This window comes from Sanguibacter hominis ATCC BAA-789 (assembly GCF_012396185.1).
GTDB lineage: Bacteria > Actinomycetota > Actinomycetes > Actinomycetales > Cellulomonadaceae > Flavimobilis > Flavimobilis hominis.
On record NZ_JAAXOW010000001.1, the window covers coordinates 130,106 to 149,644 of the forward strand.

The window sequence follows — 19,539 nt, forward strand, 5'->3', positions numbered from 1 at the left end:
CCTGTTCTGGTGGTGATGTCTGGGATGGGACGCCGGGAGGGCCGGACCGTCGGTCCGACCCTCCCGGCGTCACGTGCGTCAGGAGCGCGGCTTCTCGCGCATCTCCCACGTCTCGATGACGTCCTCGACCTGGAGGTCGTTGAACGACCCGAGGCCGATACCGCACTCGAAGCCCTCGCGGACCTCGGTCGCGTCGTCCTTGAACCGCTTGAGCGACTCGATCGTGAGGTTGTCCCCGACGACGACGCCGTCGCGCAGCACGCGAGCCTTCGCGTTGCGGCGGATGAGACCCGACCGCACGATCGTGCCCGCGATGTTGCCGAACTTGGAGGAACGGAAGATCTCGCGGATCTCGGCGGTACCGAGCTGGACCTCTTCGTACTCCGGCTTGAGCATGCCCTTCATCGCAGCCTCGACGTCGTCGATCGCCTGGTAGATCACCGAGTAGAACTTGATGTCCACACCCTCGCGGTCCGCCATGTCGGCGACCCGCTCTGCGGTCTTGACGTTGAAGCCGATGATGACGGCGTTGTCGACCGTCGCGAGGTTGACGTCGTTCTGCGTGATCGCACCGACACCGCGGTGGATGACGCGCAGCTGGACCTCGTCGCCCACGTCGATCTTGAGCAGCGAGTCCTCGAGGGCCTCGACTGCACCGGAGACGTCACCCTTGATGACGAGGTTGAGCGTCTCGACCTTGCCCTGCTCGAGAGCCTGCGTGAAGTCCTCGAGGCTGATGCGCTTGCGACGCTTGGCGAGCGTCGCGGCACGCTCGGCCGCCTCGCGCTTCTCGGCGATCTGACGAGCCGTGCGGTCGTCGGGCGCCACGAGGAACGAGTCGCCGGCGCGCGGCACCGACGTCAGGCCGAGGACCTGGACCGGACGCGCCGGACCAGCGGCGTCGACAGCGTTGCCGTGCTCGTCGAACATCGCACGCACACGGCCGTGGGCCGTGCCCGCGACGATCGAGTCGCCGACGCGGAGCGTGCCCTGCTGGACGAGGACGGTCGCCACCGCACCGCGACCCTTGTCGAGGTTCGCCTCGATCGCGACACCACGCGCGTCCTTGTCCGGGTTGGCCCGCAGGTCGAGCGCCGCGTCCGCCGTGAGGAGGACCGCGCCGAGCAGCTCGTCGATGTTGAGGTTCTGACGGGCGGAGACGTCGACGAACATCGTGTCGCCGCCGTACTCCTCGGCCACCAGGTTGTACTCGGTGAGCTGCTGACGGATCTTCGCCGGGTTCGCCGACTCCTTGTCGATCTTGTTGACCGCGACGACGATCGGCACACCGGCAGCCTGGGCGTGGTTGAGCGCCTCGACCGTCTGCGGCATCACGCCGTCGTCCGCCGCGACCACGAGGATCGCGATGTCGGTGACCTCGGCACCACGAGCACGCATGGCCGTGAAGGCCTCGTGACCCGGGGTGTCGATGAAGGTCAGCGCGCGGTCGACACCGTCGTGCATGTGACGCACCTGGTAGGCACCGATGTGCTGCGTGATGCCACCAGCCTCGCCCGACACGACGTCTGTGCGACGGATCGCGTCGAGAAGACGCGTCTTTCCGTGGTCGACGTGACCCATGACCGTGACGACCGGCGGACGGGCCTGCAGGTCCTCCTCGGACTCGTCGGCGAGCTCGCCCTCGAGGTCGATGTCGAAGGCCCCGAGCAGCTCGCGGTCCTCCTCCTCGGCCGAGACCATCTCGATGACGTAGCCGAGCTCGGCACCGAGGGTCGCGAACGTGTCCTCGTCGAGCGACTGCGTCGCGGTCGCCATCTCACCGAGGTGGAACAGCACCGTGACGAGCGACGCCGGGTTCGCGTCGATCTTGTCGGCGAAGTCGTTCAGCGACGAGCCGTGGCGCAGCCGGATGACCGAGCTTCCGGTGCCGCGGGGCACCTGCACGCCGCCGAGCGACGGCGCCTGCATCTGCTCGAACTCCTGGCGCTTCGCCCGCTTCGACTTGCGCCCGCGGACGGGGCGCCCTCCAGCACGACCGAACGCACCCTGGGTGCTGCCGCGACCGGCACCACCCGGGCGGCCGCCACCACCGGGACGACCGGCAAAGCCGCCGCCACCACCAGCGGGGCCACCACCGGGAGCGCCGCCACCGCCGGGACGGCTGAAGCCGCCACGACCGCCGCCGCCACCAGCGCCACCGGGACGACCGCCAGCACCACCGGGCGCCGGGCGACCGACCGACGTACGGCCAGGCATCATGCCGGGGTTAGGACGGGGACCGCCACCAGGACGCGGCGCGCCCGGACGCGGAGCACCGGGACGCGGAGCGCCCGGACGGGGACCGCCGGACCGCTCGCCCGACGGCGCCGCCTGGGCGTCAGGACGCGCACCAGCACGGGGCATGCCCTGGCTGGGTGCGAACGGGTTGTTGCCTGGGCGGGGTCCGCTCGAACGCGGCATGCCCTGGCTCGGGGCGAACGGGTTGTTGCCCGGACGCGGACCGCTCGCCGACGGCGCCTGAGGGGCAGGCGTCGGGGCTGCGGGCTTGGCGCTCGGCGCCGCCTCGGCAGGCACGGCGGGAGCCGCCGGCGCGGCCGGAGCCGGAGCAGCGGGGGCGGGTGCCTCCGCAGCGGGCTCAGCGGCCTTCTCAGCAGGCGCAGCCGGGCGAGCGGGCGCCTTCGGGGCACGGGCGGGCTTGGCAGCCGCCGGCGCCTCGGCGTTCGCCGGGAAGGCGTCGCGGAGCTTCCGGACGACCGGCGGCTCGATGGTCGATGAAGCCGACCGGACGAACTCACCGAGCTCGCCCAGCTTGCTCATGATGGTCTTGCTCTCCACACCGAGCTCCTTGGCGAGCTCGTACACGCGGATCTTTGCCACTTCTCTCCTGTCCAGGCCCATCCCCGGACAGGGAGGGACCGATTTAGTTCTGGGGGCTCATCGCTGAGTACTCATCGGGTGCCCATCGGCGTCTGACCCGCTTTCCTTGGTGACTGTCCAGACTCGTGACGCCCGGCAGCAGGGAGCTGCCCGTCGCGTCCTTCGTGCTCTTTCATCCAGCTGCGCACCGCCGTGAGATCGGCTGGGCCGTCCAGGCGGAGCGCTCGTGCAGGTGCCCGCCGTCGTTCCGCGAGCTCCAGGCAGCGCAGGTCCGGGTGGATCCACGCGCCGCGGCCTGGGAGGCGCTTCCGCTCGTCGACGACGACCGGGACCGCCCCGTGACCGAGGTCCGGCTGGGCCGGACCGGTGCGCTCGCGCACCAACCTGACCAGCTCGGCACGCTCCCCGGTGCCACGGCAACCGACGCACGTCCGGACAGGTCCGGGGGCATGGTCCTGCCCAGTCTGCGACCCGTCACGGTCATAGAGGGAGGGCACGGCAGGCCCGGTGTGCGTCTGCACGGGGTCCAGTCTAGCGCCCCTGTCCAGTCTCGGGCGCAGGCGCACCGTCACCGCCGCCGTCGGAACGGATGTCGATGCGCCATCCCGTGAGCTTCGCTGCCAGGCGGGCGTTCTGACCTTCCTTGCCGATCGCGAGCGACAGCTGGAAGTCCGGGACGACGACACGAGCCGACCGCGTAGCCTCGTCGACGATCTCGACGGACGACACGCGCGAGGGCGACAGGGCGTTCGCGACGAACGTCGCGGGATCCTCGTGGAAGTCCACGATGTCGATCTTCTCGCCGTGCAGCTCCGCCATGACAGCGCGCACGCGCTGCCCCATCGGGCCGATGCACGCGCCCTTCGCGTTGACACCCGGGACCGTCGCGCGGACGGCCATCTTCGTGCGGTGCCCGGCCTCGCGGGCGAGCGCGACGATCTCGACGGTCCCGTCGGCGACCTCGGGAACCTCCATCTCGAAGAGGCGACGCACGAGGTTGGGGTGAGTCCGGCTCAGCGTGATCTGCGGACCCTTGAGGCCGCGAGCGACCTCGAGCACGTACGAGCGCAGACGCTCGCCGTGCACGTACTTCTCGGTGGGGACCTGCTCGTGGGCGGGGAGGACCGCCTCGGTCCCTCCGACGTCGACCAGGACGACCCGCGGGTCGCGTCCCTGCTGGATGATGCCGCCGAGCAGCTCACCCTCCTTGTCCCGGAACGTACCGAGCACCTGGTCGTCCTCGGCGTCGCGCAGACGCTGCACGATGACCTGGCGCGCGGTCGCAGTCGCGATCCGGCCGAAACCCGCGGGCGTGTGGTCGAACTCGGGGCCGAGCTCACGCAGGGTCCGGGTCGTGCCGTCCTCCTGCTGGACCTCGGTGAGGATCTCCTCGCGAGCGAGCACCGTGACGTGGCCGGACTTGCGGTCCACGACGACGCGGGCGCTGTGGTGCGCGTCAGGTGTGCGCAGGTACGCCGAGTGCAGCGCCTGCTCGATGGCCTCGATGAGCAGGTCCAGCGGGAGCTCGCGCTCGTGCTCGAGCATCCGCAGCGCGGTCATGTCGATGTCCATGTCAGGCCTCCTCGTCCTCGGGTCCGAGATCGACCTCGTCGATCCGCTTCATCTCGACCTCGATGCGTCCGCGACGCACGGTCGCGAGCGGAACGCGCACCTCGTCACCCTCGACGTCGAGGACCACGTCGTCACCGTCCACGTCGGTCACGCGACCGACGACGGGCTGCCCCTCGGTGCACTCGATCCGCACGAGACGCGTCCGCGCCCGACGGAAGTGCCGAGGCTCGGTCAGCGGCCGCGACGTGCCCGGGCTCGAGACCTCGAGCTGGTAGGCGCGCGGGAACAGGTCGGACGCGTCGAGCGCGTCGGAGACGGCGCGGGAAACCTCGGCGACACGCTCGAGCTCGACGCTCCCCACCTCGTTCTCCTCGAGGTCCACGGTCACGCGGACGACGGCGCGCTGCGCCGGTCCCACGATCGTGACGTCCTCGAGGAACAGCCCGCTCGCGCGCACGACCGGGGCGATCACGCTCGCCACCGCTGTCGGCGTCGGTGTCTCGGCCTCTGGTGCCATCTTCATCTCCTGTCGGATCCAGGCGCACATCTGCACCTGGTGACGACCGGTGTGTACTTGTACGCGCAGCAGGCACAGCCTATCGGCACCGCAGGGGTGCGGCATGCCGTGACCTGGTGACGCTCATCGCGCGTGGCATGATCGGCAGCGATGGAACCGCACCCGCTCCTGCCCCCCGCCGCCCCGACCGTCGTCGTGACGTCGCGGGGACGCGCCCACCGCGGCCCGCTCGGCGGTCAGGTGCGTCGGCTCACCGCGGCCGCCGCCGTGGTGGCGATGCTCACAGGCTGCGGGGTCCGCATGGAGACGCCCTCCCCGACGCAGCCGGTGCCGGACGCGGTCGAGGCCGCGCGGCGCGCGGCCGTCCAGGACGTCGTGGACGTCGAGGCGCAGGCCCGCGCGACGATCGCGGCCCTGCCCGCCGACGCGAAGGGCGACGCGAAGCGCACGACCGACGGACAGCGCGAGTCGCTGCAAGCCGTCCTGGACGACGCCGGCGCGCACCTCGCAGCGCTCGGCGGACAGTACGTCTCCGGGCTCCTGGACGCCGACGGCGTCCCCCTCCCCGCTGAGCCGACCCCGGCGGTCGCGGAACCCGGCACCCAACAGACGGTGGACCGGCTCGTGCAGTCGTACGCCCGCGCCCGCGGCGCGCTGACGACCCAGGAGGACGACGCCGTCGCGCGGCTCATGGCGTCCGTCGCCGTCGCGCAGCTCACCCGCGCCCAGTCCCTCGCCGCTGCCGGCGGCGACACGCTCCCAGAGATCGATGCCCCCGTGTCGGCCCAGGTTCCCGACACGCTCCCCGACGGCGTGGACGCGGACCTGGTCCCCCTCGTCGCAGCCGAGGACGCCGCAGGCTACACGTACGAGGTGCTCGCGGCCCGGACGAGCGAGGCCGAGCGGGTCGCCGCACGCACCCGGGCGGCTCAGCACCGCGAGCGCGCGGAGGCGTGGGCGCGTCTCGCTGAGGTGGACGGCACCGCGCAGGACCCGCGCCAGATCGCCTACGCGCTGCCCGACGGGCTCCTCGCCGACCCCGCCGACACCACGGGCGTCCACACGCTCGAGACGAACCTCGCCGCGAGCTACGCGACCCTGGTGTCGCAGGTCGCGCCCGAGCAGCGCACAGCGATGCTCGACTTGCTCACGGACACCTACGGGGCGGCGCTGACCTGGGGTGCGGCACCTGTCGCGTTCCCCGGCCTTCCCGAGCGGCTGCCCGCCAGCTGATCTGCGGCCGCACCTGCACCACCCCGGCGCCCGCACTCGATAGCGTGGCGTCATGACAGCTCCCGCACCCGCCCTGCCCGTGATCGAGGCGCGCGCTCTGAGACGCACGTTCGGGGAGGTCGTCGCTGTCGACGGCATCGACCTGACCATCCGTCGCGGCGAGGTCGTCGCGGTCCTCGGCCCTAACGGCGCCGGCAAGACGACGACGATCGAGATGCTCCTCGGCCTGCGCCGGCCGACGTCTGGCACGGTCCACGTCCTCGGCGCCGATCCCGAGTCCGCTGACGTGCGCGCCCGCGTCGGTGCGATGCTCCAGGACACGGACGCCCCGGCCTCGCTCACGGTCGCCGAGATGATCACGCTCGTCGGCACGTACTACCCGATGCACCTGCCGACGCCGTTCGTGCTCGAGCGGGCCGACCTCGTCGAGCATGCGGGCAAGCGTGTCAACCAGCTCTCCGGCGGGCAGCGGCAGCGGCTCTCGTTCGCGCTCGCGATCGTCGGCGACCCGGACATCCTGTACCTCGACGAACCGACGGCTGCTCTCGACGTCGTCGCGCGGCAGCGGTTCTGGTCCTACGTCCGCGCGTTCGCCGACCTGGGCCGGACGATCGTGTTCTCGACGCACGACATGAACGAGGCCGACGAGGCCGACCGGGTCGTCGTGATCGACCACGGGCTGGTGATCGCGGACGCGAGCCCCACCGAGCTCAAGCGGCTCGTCGCCGCGACGACGGTCACGATGCGCACCGACGCCACGCCGGACGCGCTGCACGGCCTCCCCGGAGTCCGCAGCGCGACCATCGAGGAACCGGGCCCCGACGGGCTGCGGCCCGTGGTGCTCCACGTGAGCGACGCCGTCGCGCCGCTGCGCGCACTCCTCGCGTGCGACGCGACCGTCGTCGACCTCCTCGTGACCGAGGCGAGCCTCACGACGGCGTTCCTCCATCTCACCAGCCAGCCCGAGCAGCCGGAGGTCACCGCGTGAGCACCGACCAGCACCTCGCCCGCGTACCGAGCCCCGAGGCGCTCCCGAGCGGCGGGCGTCTCCCCCGGCTCGCCGCCCAGGTCGCGTCCGAGGTCACCCGCTACCGGCGGCTGCCCGAGTACTTCATCGGCGTCGTCGTGCTGCCTGTCATCCTGTTCGCGATGTTCGGCCTGCCCAACGCGGGCACGACGCTGCCCGGCGGCACGACCGTCGTCGCGCTGCTGTTCGTGTCCTTCTCCTGCTACGGCGTCGTGTCGCAGTCGTTGTTCTCGTTCGGCGCGGAGCTCGCGGCCGAGCGCGAGGCGGGGTGGCTGCGCCGACTGCGTGCCACTCCCATGCCGATGAGCGTCTACTTCGCCGGCAAGCTCGCCGTGAACCTCGTGTTCACGCTCCTCATCGCGATCGCGACGGCGCTCCTCGCGACGTTCGCAGGCGATGCGGCCTTCGCTCCGGGGCGCCTCGCGGCGACGGTCGGCGTGCTGCTCCTGGGCACCGTCGTGTTCTCGCCGATGGGCGCGGCGATCGCCTACTGGGCGCGACCGCGAGCGGCCTCGACGATCGTCAACCTCGTCTTCCTGCCGCTGTCGTTCCTCTCGGGGTTCTTCTTCCCGCCGAGCCAACTCCCCGACGTGCTCCAGGGGGTCGCGCCGTGGCTGCCGACCTTCCACTTCGGCCAGCTCGCCTGGCGAGCGATGGCACCCGCCGACGACGTGCGCCGCTTCGGTGCGGAGCTGTCCGGCAGCGCGTGGCAGCACGTCGCCGTCGTCCTCGTGTGGGGTCTCGTCTGCACGGTCGTCACCGTGTGGGGCTACCGGCGCGAGCTGCAGCGCGAACGGTCCTGACGCGCCGACGGCCGCAGGCACGCTCTCGCGCCTGCGGCCGTCGGCCGGTCCCACGTCTCAGAAGGTGCTGACGATCCCCTCCACGTGCGCGACGACGTCGTCCACGGCGACCTGGATGCGCTCGGTGCTCGTACGCTCGCGCACCTCGATCACCCCGTCCGCGAGTCCGCGACCGACGACGACGATGAGGGGCACTCCGAGGAGCTCGGCGTCGGCGAACTTCACGCCGGGCGAGACCTTGGGGCGGTCGTCGTACAGGACCTCGACGCCGCGCGCCGAGAGCTCCGTCGCGACCTTCTCCGCCGCAGCGAACACGGCCTCGTCCTTTCCGGTCGCGACGACGTGCACGTGCGCGGGTGCGACGTGGGCGGGCCACGTGAGGCCCGAGTCATCGTGGTTCGCCTCAGCGAGCGCCGCGAGCGCGCGCGTCACGCCGACGCCGTACGAACCCATCGTCACGGTGACCTGCTTGCCGTTGACGTCGAGCACCTTGAGGCCGAGCGAGTCCGCGTACTTGCGGCCGAGCTGGAAGATGTGGCCGATCTCGATGCCGCGCGCGAGCTCGAGCGGGCCCGAGCCGTCAGGTGCGGGGTCGCCCGCGCGCACCTCGGCGGCCTCGATCGTGCCGTCGCCGACGAAGTCGCGGCCGGCGACCAGGTCGAACACGTGCGCGTCGGCCACGTTCGCGCCGGTGATCCAGCGTGTACCGGCGACGACGCGCGGGTCGAGCAGGTAGCGCACGCCCTCCTCGTCGCCCGTGTTGGCGCGGCCGACCGCCTGCGGGCCGATGTAGCCCTTGACGAGCTCGGGGTGCTTCGCGAACTCGGCCTCGCCGGCAGGCTCGGCCTCAGCGGGCGCGAGCGACGCCTCGAGACGCTTCATGTCGACCTCACGGTCGCCGGGCAGACCGACGACGACGAGCTCCTTCGAACCGTCCGGGTGCGTGAGCGACAGCACGACGTTCTTGAGAGTGTCCGCCGCCGTCCACTCACGGCCGTCCGAGCGCGGGTGGTTCGCGTTGGCGAACGCGACGAGCGACTCGATCGTCGGCGTGCCGGGCGTGGCCTCGACGTGCGCAGCCGGCGCGTCGTCGAACGGCAGCGCGTCCGGGACGGGGGTCACGACAGCCTCGACGTTGGCCGCATACCCGCCCGCCGAGCGGACGAACGTGTCCTCCCCGATCGGGCTCGGCGACAGGAACTCCTCCGAGCGGGAGCCGCCCATGGCCCCGGCGGTGGCCGCGACGATGACGTACTCGAGGCCGAGGCGCGTGAAGATCCGCTCATAGGCCGCACGCTGCGCCTGGTAGGACGCCTCGAGGCCCGCGTCGTCGATGTCGAACGAGTAGGCGTCCTTCATGATGAACTCGCGGCCGCGGATCAGACCAGCACGAGGGCGCGCCTCGTCGCGGTACTTGGTCTGGATCTGGAAGAGCGTCAGCGGCAGGTCCTTGTACGACGAGTACAGGTCCTTGACCAGGAGCGTGAACATCTCCTCGTGCGTCGGCGCGAGCAGGTAGTCGGCGTCCTTGCGGTCCTTGAGGCGGAACAGGTTGGGACCGTACTCGGTCCAGCGGCCCGTCGCCTCGTAGGGCTCGCGCGGCAGGAGCGCCGGGAAGTGGACCTCCTGGGCGCCAGCCGCGAGCATCTCCTCGCGGACGACCGCCTCGACCTTGGCGAGGACGCGCAGGCCGAGCGGCAGCCACGTGTAGATACCAGGGGCGGCGCGACGGATGTACCCGGCGCGCACCAGCAGGCGGTGGCTGGCGACCTCCGCGTCGGCGGGGTCCTCTCGCAGGGTCCGGACAAAGAGCTGACTCATTCGCAGAAGCACAGGGCAAGCGTACCGACTGGCGGCCCCTGCCCTGGCCGCGTCAGAACATCACGGTCGCGTACGTGCCCTCCCGCACGAACCCCACGCGCTCGTAGGCCGCGAGCGCCCTGGTGTTGTATGCGTTGACGTAGAGCGACACGAGCGGCGCATGGGTCGCGAGCACGGCGCTGACGACCGCAGCCACACCCGGCGCGGCGAGGCCCTCCCCTCGGCGGGACGGCGTGACCCACACGCCTTGGAGCTGGGCGACCTGGGGCACGAGCGCCCCGACCTCCGCCTTGAACACGACCGTCCCGCGTCGCCCTGCTCCTGCGCCGTCGACCCGCACGTACGAGCGCCCCTCGGAGATGAGCTGCAGCACGCGGCGCTCATACCCGGACGACGACGCCGAGAGCGGCGAGTAGCCGACCTCCTCGACGAACATGCTCACGCACGCAGGCAGGAGCGTGCCGAGCTCCTCCGGGAGGCTCGCACGCACACGGGGGTCGGGCTCGACCGCGGGCGAGGACGCGATGACGAGCGACGGCTGCTCCGGCCGGATCTCGCGCGCAGGGCCCCAGGCGCCGTCGAGATGGTTCCAGAGCGCGAGCACCGCCCCGGCACGACCGACGATCGAGGACGATCGACGCCCCCTGTCGCGCGCGAGCGCCGCGAACGCCGCGCACGCCTCGTCTCGTCGACGCGGCGTGAGCCACGGCGACAGGACGGGCACGAGGTTGGCCCCTGCCCAGCAGACCGCCTCGAGGGGCCCCTCGGCAGGGAATCCCCACACCTGTCCTCCCGACGAGGCGAGGCCGCTCTCGGCGGCGGCGACCAGCCGGCAGTACCCGAGCACCGACCCGACCGGGTCGGCGGCGCACAGCTCGAGAGCAGCCGGCAGGTCGACGTCGGTCAGCTGCCGGGCCTGCTCCAGGCCCGGGGCGAGGTCGCGCCCCACGGGTCGTCCGCGCTCAGCCCGCGACCGACACGGTCGGGGCGGCACCCTCGACCGGCTCCATCGTCGCGGCGATACGCATCGCCTCGTCGATGAGCGTCTCGACGATCTGGTCCTCCGGGACAGTCTTGACGACCTCACCCTTGACGAAGATCTGCCCCTTGCCGTTCCCGGAGGCCACGCCGAGGTCAGCCTCGCGCGCCTCGCCCGGGCCGTTGACGACGCAGCCCATGACGGCGACGCGCAGCGGGACCGTGAGCCCCTCGAGGCCAGCGGTGACGCGTTCGGCGAGCGTGTACACGTCCACCTGGGCCCGGCCGCAGGACGGGCACGACACGATCTCGAGCCGACGCGGGCGCAGGTTGAGCGACTGCAGGATCTGGATGCCCACCTTGACCTCCTCGACGGGAGGGGCCGAGAGGGAGACGCGGATCGTGTCGCCGATGCCCTGGCTGAGCAGCGCGCCGAACGCCGTCGCAGACTTGATCGTGCCCTGGAACGCCGGGCCGGCCTCGGTCACGCCGAGGTGCAGCGGCCAGTCGCCACGCTGCGCGAGCAGCTCGTACGCGCGGACCATCACGACAGGGTCGTTGTGCTTCACGGAGATCTTGAAGTCGTGGAAGCCGTGCTCCTCGAAGAGCGACGCCTCCCAGACGGCGGACTCGACGAGCGCCTCAGGCGTCGCCTTGCCGTACTTCTCGAGCAGGCGACGGTCGAGCGAGCCGGCGTTGACCCCGATGCGGATCGACGTGCCGGCGTCGCTCGCGGCACGCGCGATCTCCTTGACCTGGTCGTCGAACCTGCGGATGTTCCCCGGGTTGACCCGCACCGCCGCGCAGCCTGCGTCGATCGCCGCGAACACGTAGCGCGGCTGGAAGTGGATGTCGGCGATCACGGGGATCTGTGACTTCTTCGCGATGATCGGCAGCGCGTCCGCGTCGTCCTGCGACGGGCACGCGACACGCACGATGTCGCAGCCCGCGGCGGTCAGCTCGGCGATCTGCTGAAGCGTCGCGTTGATGTCCGTCGTCGGGGTCGTCGTCATCGACTGGACCGAGATCGGTGCGTCGCCGCCGACCTCGACCGTGCCCACGCGGATCTTTCGGGTCTTGTGCCGGGGCGCCAGGACGGGGGGCTGTTCCTTGACGGACGGGATGCCGAGGCTGATCGGTACGCTCACCCCGTCAGTATCCCCCTCGCGAGGCGACGGCGGCGCCCTGGGACCGAGGTGCTGCACACAATCCACCCGCCCCGCTCAGGTCAGCGTCACCGGCACCACGAGGTCGGCGACGATCAGGAGCGCGGAGATGCCGATGAGCACGGCGAACACGCCGTACGCGAGAGGCATCATCCTGGCGGTGTCCGGAGGCCCCGGCAGCGGCGAGCGGCCGCGCAGGCGGGCGGCCTGGCGGCGCGCACCCTCGTAGAGCGCCCCGACGACGTGACCGCCGTCGAGAGGCAGGAGCGGGATCAGATTGAAGACGAACAGCGCGATGTTCAGGCTCGCGAGGAGCGACACCCAGATGACCACCCGGTCGCCCGTCGTCACGCCCTCGAGGTCCGCAGAGCCGACCTCACCCGCGACCCTGCCGACACCGACGATGCTCATGACCGAGTCCTGGGCGCGCTCACCGCCCGTGACGAGCGTCCGGCCGACGTCCCACACCTGGACGGGCAAGGTGGTGACGATCCGGGCCGTGCCCGTGACCTGGGTCCACAATGCCTCAGCGGTGTCCCCGAGGTCGCCGCGGACCTTCTCGACGGTCGGGCCCACGCCCACGTACGCCGACGTGACGGTCTGCGGCTCCCCCGCGTCGTCGAGCACAGGCGTCCCCGCGGCGTCGACCACCGTGCGCGTCGCGACCTGCGGCTGCACCGTGACCTCGGTGCGCGCGCCGTCGCGCTCGATCACGACCGCCGCCGGGCGGTCGCCGTTCGCGCTGATCGCGGCCGTCACGTCAGACCACGTGTCGACGTCGGTGCCCGCATAGCTGAGGATCCGGTCGCCAGGCTCGAGGCCCGCAGCAGCGGCTGGCGACTGCTGGTCGCCCGCTGCGCACGCGCCCGCCGTCGTCGCGGGGACGCACGGGACGACGCGCTCGACCGTCGTCGTCGGCTGCACGGACCCGACACCCATGACGAGCACGCCCATGAGGACGAGCGCGATGAGGAGGTTCATGAACGGGCCGCCCAGCATGACGACGACCTTCTTCCCGGCCGAGAGCCGGTAGAAGGCACGGTGCTCCTCGCCCGGGAGGATCTCCTCGGCCGACGCGTCGCGGGCGTCCTGCGCCATCTCCGCGAACCGGCCCGGCCGGCTCTCCCCCGTGCCCGGCGCGTACATCCCGACGAGCCGCACGTAGCCACCGAGCGGGATCGCCTTGACGCCGTACTCCGTCTCGCCACGCGTCCGTGACCACAAGGTCGGCCCGAAGCCGACCATGTACTGGCTCACCCGCACGCCGAAGCGCTTCGCGGGCACCATGTGCCCGACCTCGTGGAGCGCGATCGACAGGAGCATCCCGACGACGAACACGACGACACCGATCAGGTACCCCATGCGACTGCTTCTCCTCGGTGCTGTGCTTCGCCCCGACGGGGCGTTCAGGGTGATGGTACGGCTGGCGGGTCCCGGGCAGGAACGGCGGCGTCAGCGCGCGAGCACCTCGTTCGCCCGAGCACGGGCCCACGACTCAGTCTCGAGCACGAGGCTGGGAGTCAGGTGAGAGGTTCCCGGGCCCTCGTGCTCGGCGAGAACTGCCTCGACGGTCGCGACGATGTCGAGGAAACCGATGCGGCCGGCGAGGAACGCGTCGACGCACTCCTCGTTCGCGGCGTTGAGCACGGCCGGGTGCGTCGGCGACGCGGTCACGGCATGACGCGCGAGGCCGACGGCGCGGAACGTCACCTCGTCGAGCGGCTCGAACGTCCACGACGTCGCGGCGGTCCAGTCGCACGCGGGCGCCGCGTCTGGCACGCGGTCGGGCCAGCCGAGGCCGAGCGCGATCGGGATGCGCATGTCTGGTGGCGACGCCTGCGCGATCGTCGACCCGTCCGTGAACTCGACCATCGAGTGGACGACCGACTGCGGATGCACGACGACCGTGATGTCGGCGACCGGCACGTCGAAGAGCAGGTGCGCCTCGATCAGCTCGAGGCCCTTGTTCATCATCGACGCCGAGTTCACCGTGACGACCGGACCCATCGCCCAGGTCGGGTGCGCGAGCGCCTGTTCGGCGGTCACGCCCGCCATCTCCTCGCGCGTCCATCCGCGGAACGGTCCGCCCGACGCGGTGAGCACGAGACGGCGAACCTCGTCACGACGTCCGGAGCGCAGCGCTTGCGCGATCGCAGAATGCTCCGAGTCCACCGGCACGATCTGCCCGGGCCGCACCGCGGCCTTCGTGACGAGCGCCCCTCCGACGACGAGCGACTCCTTGTTCGCGAGCGCGAGCGTCGAGCCCGCCTCGAGCGCCGCGATCGTCGGCTCGAGACCGACAGAGCCCGTGATGCCGTTGAGGACGACGTCCGCACCGCACGCCGCGACCTGGGACGCAGCCCGAGGACCGGCGAGGACCTCGACGCCCGTACCCTCGAGCGCCTCGACGACCGCGGCACGCGCGGACTCGTCGTGCACCGCGACGACGCGTGCCCCGACCTCACGCGCCTGACGTGCGAGCAGACCCGGGTCACGGCCACCTGCGCTCAGCGCGACGACGTCGAAACGACCAGGGTTGCGCCTGACGACGTCGATCGCCTGCGTACCGATCGACCCCGTCGACCCGAGCAGCGCGACCGTGCGACGCCCGTCGGAGGTCACTCGACGCCCAGGAGGACCTCGATGGCGCGGGTGAGGAACGCGTCGACGGGAGCCTCGGCGTAACCGTCCCGACCGCGCCGACGCCGGAACTTGGCCTCACGAACCTCGGTGGACGTGATCGGCTCGCCGCGGTCGAAGTAGCTCACGAGGCGGGCGCACAGAGCGTCGACGTCGTCGGCGTCGTACGACCAGTGGCCCCGGCTGCCAGGAGCGAACTTCTCCCCCGCCGGGCGGCTCAACCGCCCGTACAGCGTGCGTGCACGCTCGGCGAGCAGGGCCATCCACGCCTGCTGCCCGTTCTGGGCGACGTACTCGGTGCGCTCCTTCGCCACGAATGCGGACTCGAGACGGTCGAGCGCCGCGTCGACCTCCGCGAACGCGTAGCCGCCGCGCGTGAAGCCGAACGCAGCCCGGTGGATCGACGCAGCGTCGAGACCCGTGCTTGCCGAGCCCTCGTACTCGCGCCGAGCGCGGTCGAAGAGCTCGTCGACGTCCTCCGGGGCATACCCGGTACGGAGCCTGGACACGGTCGAGAACATGGTGCTGCTCACTCGTCCTCCTCCTCGGCGGCCAGCTGGCCGCACGCGCCATCGATGTCGCTGCCGCGGGTGTCGCGGATCGTCGTGGGGATGCCGTGGCCGCGCAGGCGCGCGACGAACTCTGCCTCGACCGCGGGGTCGCTCGCCGTCCAGATCGAGCCCGGCGTCGGGTTGAGCGGGATCGGGTTGACGTGCACCCAGCCCCGGCCCCGCGCGTTGAGCTTCTTGCCGAGCAGGTCGGCGCGCCACGCGTGGTCGTTCATGTCGCGGATCAGCGCGTACTCGATGCTCACGCGACGACCCGTGACCGTGTGGTACTCCTTCGCCGCGTCGAGCGTCTCGTCGACCGACCAGCGGGTGTTGATCGGCACGAGCTCCGAGCGCAGCTCGTCGTCCGGCGCGTGCAGGGACAGCGCGAGCGTGAGCGGCAGCCCCTCGCCGCTGAGCTTGCGCATCGCGGGCACCAGACCGACCGTCGACACCGTGATGTTGCGCGCCGACATCCCCATGCCGTCCGGCACCGGGGCGACGAGCTGCCGGATCGTGCCCATGACGGCCTTGTAGTTGGCGAGCGGCTCACCCATGCCCATGAACACGAGGTTGTTGAGGCGGCCCGACCCGCCGGGGATCTCACCGTCGACGAGCGAGCGCGACGCCGCGCGCACCTGCTCGACGATCTCCGCGGTCGATAGGTTGCGGGTCAGGCCGAGCTGCCCGGTGGCGCAGAACGGGCACGCCATGCCGCAGCCAGCCTGGCTGGAGACGCACAGCGTCGACCGGTTCGGGTACTGCATGAGCACCGACTCGACCTTCGCGTCGTCGAACAGGTGCCAGAGCGTCTTCACGGTCGTGCCACCGTCGGCCTTGAGCGTGCGAGACGCACGCAGGAGCGGCGGGAAGAGCGTCTCGGTGAGGCCCTCGCGCGTCGCCGCGGGCAGGTCCGTCATGAGCGCCGGGTCCGAGGTGAGGTGCCCGTAGTAGTGCTGCGCGAGCTGCTTCGCGCGGAAGGGCTTCTCCCCCGCCTCGGTCACCGCGACGACGCGCTCCTCGGGGGTTAGGTCCGCGAAGTGGCGCGGCGGCTTGCCCCGCCGGCCAGCGGCCGGGGTGGCGAGGTTGAGCGTCACGGGGACGCGTCGTTCTGACATGGGAGAAGTCTCTCAGGGTTGGTCAGCCCGCGGCCGGCAGGGACACGGACAGCAGGAGGTACACGAACGGGGCGGTAAGGAGCAGGGAGTCGAGCCGGTCGAGCACGCCGCCGTGCCCGGGAAGCAGCGTGCCCATGTCCTTGAGCTCCATGTCTCTCTTGAGCAGCGACTCGGCGAGGTCGCCGAGCGTCGCGGTGACAGGGGTCGCGACGCCGAGCGCGAACCCGACCCAGAGCGGCTCGCCGAGCACGACGACGCCGCCGACGAGCCCGACGGCGAGCGCGAGCAGGAACGAGCCAGCCAGCCCTTCCCAGCTCTTCTTGGGGCTGATCGTCGGGGCGAGCGGGTGCTTGCCGAACCGGACGCCGGCGAAGAAGCCACCGGTGTCGCTCGCGACCGCGAGCAGAACGAACACGAGGACGCGCGTGGCGCCGTCGGGCTGCGCGAGCAGGAGCATCGCGAAACCTGCCATGAGAGGCAGGTACGCGGCGGCGAACGCGCCGGCCGAGGCATCGCGCAGGGCACGCGCTCCACGCGCGTCGATCGCACGCCACACGACGACACCCACGACCGTCAGCACGAACGACACCATGAGGGCCTCGAGGCCCGACGTGTACGCCGAGACGAGGATCCCTGCGGTGCCCACCCACAGCGGGGCGAGCGGGAGGTGCACGTCACGGCGGGAGAACGCCTGAGCCAACTCCCACAAGGCCGCGCACACTGCGACCAGAGCGAACAGGACGAACGCGGGCCGCCACAGGTAGAGGGAGCCGACGACGACGACGAGCAGGCCCACCCCCACCGCGACGGCCTTCGGAAGGTCACGTCCGCCGGTCGAGGAGGTGCGAGGCTCAGCGTCCACGGGCAGGTCAGCCATCAGACCTCGAGAAGCTCGGCTTCCTTGGCGGCGAGGATGACGTCGATCTCGTCGGTGTGACGCTTCGTGAGTCCGTCGAGCTCCTTCTCTGCACGCGAGCCCTCGTCCTCACCGATCTCACCGTCCTTGACGGCGCGGTCGATCGCGTCCTTCGCCTTGCGACGCACGGAACGCACGGAGACGCGCGCGTCCTCAGCCTTGGACTTGGCGAGCTTGACGTAGTCGCGGCGACGCTCCTCCGTCAGTGCAGGCAGCACGACACGGATGACGTTGCCGTCGTTCGCCGGGTTGACGCCGAGGTCGGAGTCGCGCAGTGCCTTCTCGATCGCCGTCATCGCCGTCTTGTCGAACGGGGAGATGAGCACCGTGCGCGCCTCGGTGACGTTGAACGACGCAAGCTGCTGCAGAGGAGTGGGGCTGCCGTAGTACTCGACGAAGATCTTGGAAAACATCGCCGCGTTGGCACGACCGGTGCGGATCGCCGCGAAGTCCTCCTTGGCGACCTCCAGTGCCTTGTCCATCTTTTCCTCTGCCTCGAGGAGAGTCTCGTCGATCACCGGTGCTCCTTGTGTCGCGTTGGGTGCTCGCGTCAGCGAGCGGGGGTTGCTTCGTGGCCACGCTCAGCGCGTGGTGACTACCGTGCCGATGTTCTCACCCAGGAGGGCGCGGGTCACGTTACCGGTCTCCCCCATGCCGAAGACGCGCATCGTGACGTCGTTGTCCATGCAGAGGCTGAAGGCGGTCGAGTCGACGACCTTGAGCCCGTGCAGGAGAGCGTCCGAGTACGTGAGGGTGTCGAGCTTGCGGGCGTCGGGGTCGACGTTCGGGTCGGCGGAGTAGACGCCGTCCACGCCGTTCTTGCCCATGAGGACCTCGTCGCAGCGCGTCTCGAGGGTGCGCTGGACGGCGACCGTGTCGGTCGAGAAGTAGGGCATGCCGGCGCCTGCGCCGAAGATGACGACACGGCCCTTCTCCATGTGCCGGATGGCGCGCAGCGGGATGTAGTTCTCGGCGACCTGGCCCATCGCGATCGCGGTCTGCACGCGCGTCGAGATGCCCTCCTTCTCGAGGAAGTCCTGGAGAGCGAGGCAGTTCATGACGGTGCCGAGCATTCCCATGTAGTCGGCGCGGGCGCGGTCGAGGCCACGCTGCGAGAGCTCGGCCCCGCGGAAGAAGTTGCCGCCACCGACGACGATCGCGACCTGGACGCCCGCGTTGACGGCCGCGGCGATCTCCGCAGCGACACGCTGGACCACGTCGGGAGCGAGCCCGATCTGACCACCGCCGAACATCTCTCCGGAGAGCTTCAGCAGGACGCGGCGCGCCTTCTTCGACGTCTGCGTGGTCGTGGTCTCGTCGCTCATCGGGTCTCGCCTTCTCGTGCTCTCGTGGTCCGTCCGCGCGCCGCGGACAGGTGCTGAGGTGGTGCGGGTGCGCCGTCGGCCCGACCCCACCGGGGTCGGGCCGACGGCGCGTGCAGGAGTCAGGCCCCGACGCGGAAGCGCACGAAGGACACGACGTTGCCGCCGGCCTCCTGAGCGACCTTGCCGACGGTCTTGCTCGGGTCCTTGGCGAGCGGCTGCTCGAGAAGGACGACCTCTTCGAAGAACTTGTTGAGACGGTTCTCCGCGATCTTCGCGATGATGTGCTCGGGCTTGTTGCCGCCCTCGTTGCGCGCCGTCTCCTCGACGATGCGGCGCTCGTTCTCGACAGCCTCGGCCGGGACGTCCTCGCGGCTGAGGTAGGTCGGGGCGAGCGCGGCGACGTGCTGCGCGACGTCCTTGCCCACGGATGCACCGGCGGCGTCGGTGACGACGAGGACACCGATCGTCGGCGGGAGGTCCTTGGCCGTGCGGTGCACGTAGCTCGTGACCTTCGGGCCGGAGACGACGGCGACGCGACGCAGGACGACCTTCTCGCCGATCTCCGCGGACAGGTTGGTCACGGTGTCCGCGACGGTGCCGTCAGCCGTCGGTGCGGCGAGAGCCGACTCGACGTCGGTCGCGCCTGCGGCGACGACCGCGGCAAGCACGGTGTCAGCGAGGCCGATGAACTTCTCGTTCTTCGCGACGAAGTCGGTCTCGCAGTTGAGCTCGACGAGGGTGCCGGTCTCACCCGCGTCGGTCGTGGTGATGTCGACGGCGACGAGGCCCTCGGACGTCGCGCGGTCCTCGCGCTTGGAGACGCCCTTGAGGCCCTTGATGCGGAGGATCTCGAGCGCCTTGTCGGAGTCGCCGTTCGCCTCGTCGAGAGCCTTCTTGACGTCGAGCATGCCGGCGCCCGTGCGCTCGCGCAGCGCCTTGATGTCAGCGGCGGTGTAGTTCGCCATGATGTGGTCCCTTGCCTGTGGTGGTGTGCGGTGGGAAGACGGCAGCCGGGCGGGGTGCTCCCCGCCCGGCTG

Annotated in this window: 18 protein-coding genes; 3 read left to right on the forward strand and 15 right to left on the reverse strand. The window is 71.1% G+C overall.

All coding sequences use genetic code 11. The features are described from left to right. Window positions 1-78: 78 nt before the first annotated feature. The 4 genes from infB to rimP form a co-directional block, all read right to left on the reverse strand. Window positions 79-2,838 (reverse strand): translation initiation factor IF-2, encoded by a 2,760-nt coding sequence (gene infB / locus HF995_RS00605; protein WP_168445912.1) that lies wholly within the window; start codon window positions 2,836-2,838, stop codon window positions 79-81. 71 nt (window positions 2,839-2,909) lie between these two features. Next, entirely contained in the window at window positions 2,910-3,410 is a 501-nt protein-coding gene (locus HF995_RS14000) for a YlxR family protein (RefSeq protein WP_350308673.1), read from the reverse strand. Next, window positions 3,370-4,410: a transcription termination factor NusA gene (gene nusA, locus HF995_RS00615; RefSeq protein WP_168445913.1), complete on the reverse strand. Its 1,041-nt coding sequence runs from the start codon at window positions 4,408-4,410 to the stop codon at window positions 3,370-3,372. The genes HF995_RS14000 and nusA overlap by 41 nt, the downstream gene beginning before the upstream one ends. Window position 4,411: 1 nt before the next feature. Further along, window positions 4,412-4,927, reverse strand: a complete 516-nt coding sequence (rimP, locus tag HF995_RS00620; RefSeq protein ID WP_168445914.1) for a ribosome maturation factor RimP — start codon at window positions 4,925-4,927, stop codon at window positions 4,412-4,414. Between the two features lie 150 nt (window positions 4,928-5,077). Here rimP and HF995_RS00625 point away from each other — a divergent pair, with 150 nt between their 5' ends. Genes HF995_RS00625 through HF995_RS00635 form a run of 3 tightly spaced genes read left to right on the forward strand, consistent with a single transcriptional unit; the run spans window position 5,078 to window position 7,990 of the window. Further along, on the forward strand, window positions 5,078-6,160 hold the full coding sequence (locus HF995_RS00625) for a ferritin-like domain-containing protein (RefSeq protein WP_168445915.1): 1,083 nt from the start codon (window positions 5,078-5,080) through the stop codon (window positions 6,158-6,160). A gap of 52 nt (window positions 6,161-6,212) precedes the next feature. Beyond that, window positions 6,213-7,148, forward strand: coding sequence for an ABC transporter ATP-binding protein (locus tag HF995_RS00630; RefSeq protein WP_168445916.1), 936 nt, complete (start codon window positions 6,213-6,215; stop codon window positions 7,146-7,148). After that, window positions 7,145-7,990 (forward strand): ABC transporter permease, encoded by an 846-nt coding sequence (locus HF995_RS00635; protein WP_168445917.1) that lies wholly within the window; start codon window positions 7,145-7,147, stop codon window positions 7,988-7,990. The genes HF995_RS00630 and HF995_RS00635 overlap by 4 nt, the downstream gene beginning before the upstream one ends. 57 nt (window positions 7,991-8,047) lie before the next feature. Here HF995_RS00635 and HF995_RS00640 read toward each other — a convergent pair whose 3' ends face one another. The 11 genes from HF995_RS00640 to tsf form a co-directional block, all read right to left on the reverse strand. Beyond that, window positions 8,048-9,811 (reverse strand): proline--tRNA ligase, encoded by a 1,764-nt coding sequence (locus HF995_RS00640; protein WP_210727040.1) that lies wholly within the window; start codon window positions 9,809-9,811, stop codon window positions 8,048-8,050. A gap of 52 nt (window positions 9,812-9,863) precedes the next feature. After that, window positions 9,864-10,760, reverse strand: coding sequence for a GNAT family N-acetyltransferase (locus tag HF995_RS00645; RefSeq protein WP_168445919.1), 897 nt, complete (start codon window positions 10,758-10,760; stop codon window positions 9,864-9,866). Between the two features lie 13 nt (window positions 10,761-10,773). Then, window positions 10,774-11,937 (reverse strand): flavodoxin-dependent (E)-4-hydroxy-3-methylbut-2-enyl-diphosphate synthase, encoded by a 1,164-nt coding sequence (gene ispG, locus HF995_RS00650; protein ID WP_168445920.1) that lies wholly within the window; start codon window positions 11,935-11,937, stop codon window positions 10,774-10,776. Between the two features lie 75 nt (window positions 11,938-12,012). Continuing rightward, window positions 12,013-13,317 (reverse strand): M50 family metallopeptidase, encoded by a 1,305-nt coding sequence (locus HF995_RS00655; RefSeq protein WP_168445921.1) that lies wholly within the window; start codon window positions 13,315-13,317, stop codon window positions 12,013-12,015. A 90-nt stretch (window positions 13,318-13,407) separates the two neighbouring features. Next, window positions 13,408-14,577 (reverse strand): 1-deoxy-D-xylulose-5-phosphate reductoisomerase, encoded by a 1,170-nt coding sequence (gene dxr, locus HF995_RS00660; protein ID WP_168445922.1) that lies wholly within the window; start codon window positions 14,575-14,577, stop codon window positions 13,408-13,410. Further along, the gene (locus HF995_RS00665; protein WP_350308674.1) at window positions 14,574-15,128 is read right to left on the reverse strand and encodes a DivIVA domain-containing protein; all 555 of its coding nucleotides are present in this window, start codon (window positions 15,126-15,128) and stop codon (window positions 14,574-14,576) included. The genes dxr and HF995_RS00665 overlap by 4 nt, the downstream gene beginning before the upstream one ends. Further along, on the reverse strand, window positions 15,125-16,261 hold the full coding sequence (gene rlmN / locus HF995_RS00670) for a 23S rRNA (adenine(2503)-C(2))-methyltransferase RlmN (protein ID WP_168445923.1): 1,137 nt from the start codon (window positions 16,259-16,261) through the stop codon (window positions 15,125-15,127). Before rlmN ends, HF995_RS00665 begins: the two co-directional genes overlap by 4 nt. A 22-nt stretch (window positions 16,262-16,283) precedes the next feature. Then, a complete protein-coding gene (locus HF995_RS00675) occupies window positions 16,284-17,138 on the reverse strand; it encodes a phosphatidate cytidylyltransferase (protein ID WP_168445924.1) in 855 nt (284 codons plus the stop codon). Beyond that, window positions 17,138-17,695 carry a ribosome recycling factor gene (gene frr / locus HF995_RS00680; RefSeq protein ID WP_168445925.1) on the reverse strand — a complete coding sequence of 186 codons (558 nt, stop codon included), beginning with the start codon at window positions 17,693-17,695 and terminating at the stop codon, window positions 17,138-17,140. The genes HF995_RS00675 and frr overlap by 1 nt, the downstream gene beginning before the upstream one ends. A gap of 63 nt (window positions 17,696-17,758) precedes the next feature. Further along, entirely contained in the window at window positions 17,759-18,502 is a 744-nt protein-coding gene (pyrH, locus tag HF995_RS00685) for a UMP kinase (RefSeq protein WP_168445926.1), read from the reverse strand. Window positions 18,503-18,621: 119 nt separating this feature from the next. Then, the gene (gene tsf, locus HF995_RS00690; RefSeq protein WP_168445927.1) at window positions 18,622-19,467 is read right to left on the reverse strand and encodes a translation elongation factor Ts; all 846 of its coding nucleotides are present in this window, start codon (window positions 19,465-19,467) and stop codon (window positions 18,622-18,624) included. Window positions 19,468-19,539: the final 72 nt, after the last annotated feature.

What these genes read in the sequence shown, in the direction of transcription:
- nusA (WP_168445913.1), bottom strand. Translation starts at nt 4,410, where the DNA reads ATGGACATCGACATGACCGCGCTGCGGATGCTCGAGCACGAGCGCGAG.
- rimP (WP_168445914.1), bottom strand. Translation starts at nt 4,927, where the DNA reads ATGGCACCAGAGGCCGAGACACCGACGCCGACAGCGGTGGCGAGCGTG.
- HF995_RS00625 (WP_168445915.1), top strand. Translation starts at nt 5,078, where the DNA reads ATGGAACCGCACCCGCTCCTGCCCCCCGCCGCCCCGACCGTCGTCGTG.
- HF995_RS00630 (WP_168445916.1), top strand. Translation starts at nt 6,213, where the DNA reads ATGACAGCTCCCGCACCCGCCCTGCCCGTGATCGAGGCGCGCGCTCTG.
- HF995_RS00640 (WP_210727040.1), bottom strand. Translation starts at nt 9,811, where the DNA reads ATGAGTCAGCTCTTTGTCCGGACCCTGCGAGAGGACCCCGCCGACGCG.
- HF995_RS00655 (WP_168445921.1), bottom strand. Translation starts at nt 13,317, where the DNA reads ATGGGGTACCTGATCGGTGTCGTCGTGTTCGTCGTCGGGATGCTCCTG.
- rlmN (WP_168445923.1), bottom strand. Translation starts at nt 16,261, where the DNA reads ATGTCAGAACGACGCGTCCCCGTGACGCTCAACCTCGCCACCCCGGCC.
- HF995_RS00675 (WP_168445924.1), bottom strand. Translation starts at nt 17,138, where the DNA reads ATGGCTGACCTGCCCGTGGACGCTGAGCCTCGCACCTCCTCGACCGGC.
- pyrH (WP_168445926.1), bottom strand. Translation starts at nt 18,502, where the DNA reads ATGAGCGACGAGACCACGACCACGCAGACGTCGAAGAAGGCGCGCCGC.
- tsf (WP_168445927.1), bottom strand. Translation starts at nt 19,467, where the DNA reads ATGGCGAACTACACCGCCGCTGACATCAAGGCGCTGCGCGAGCGCACG.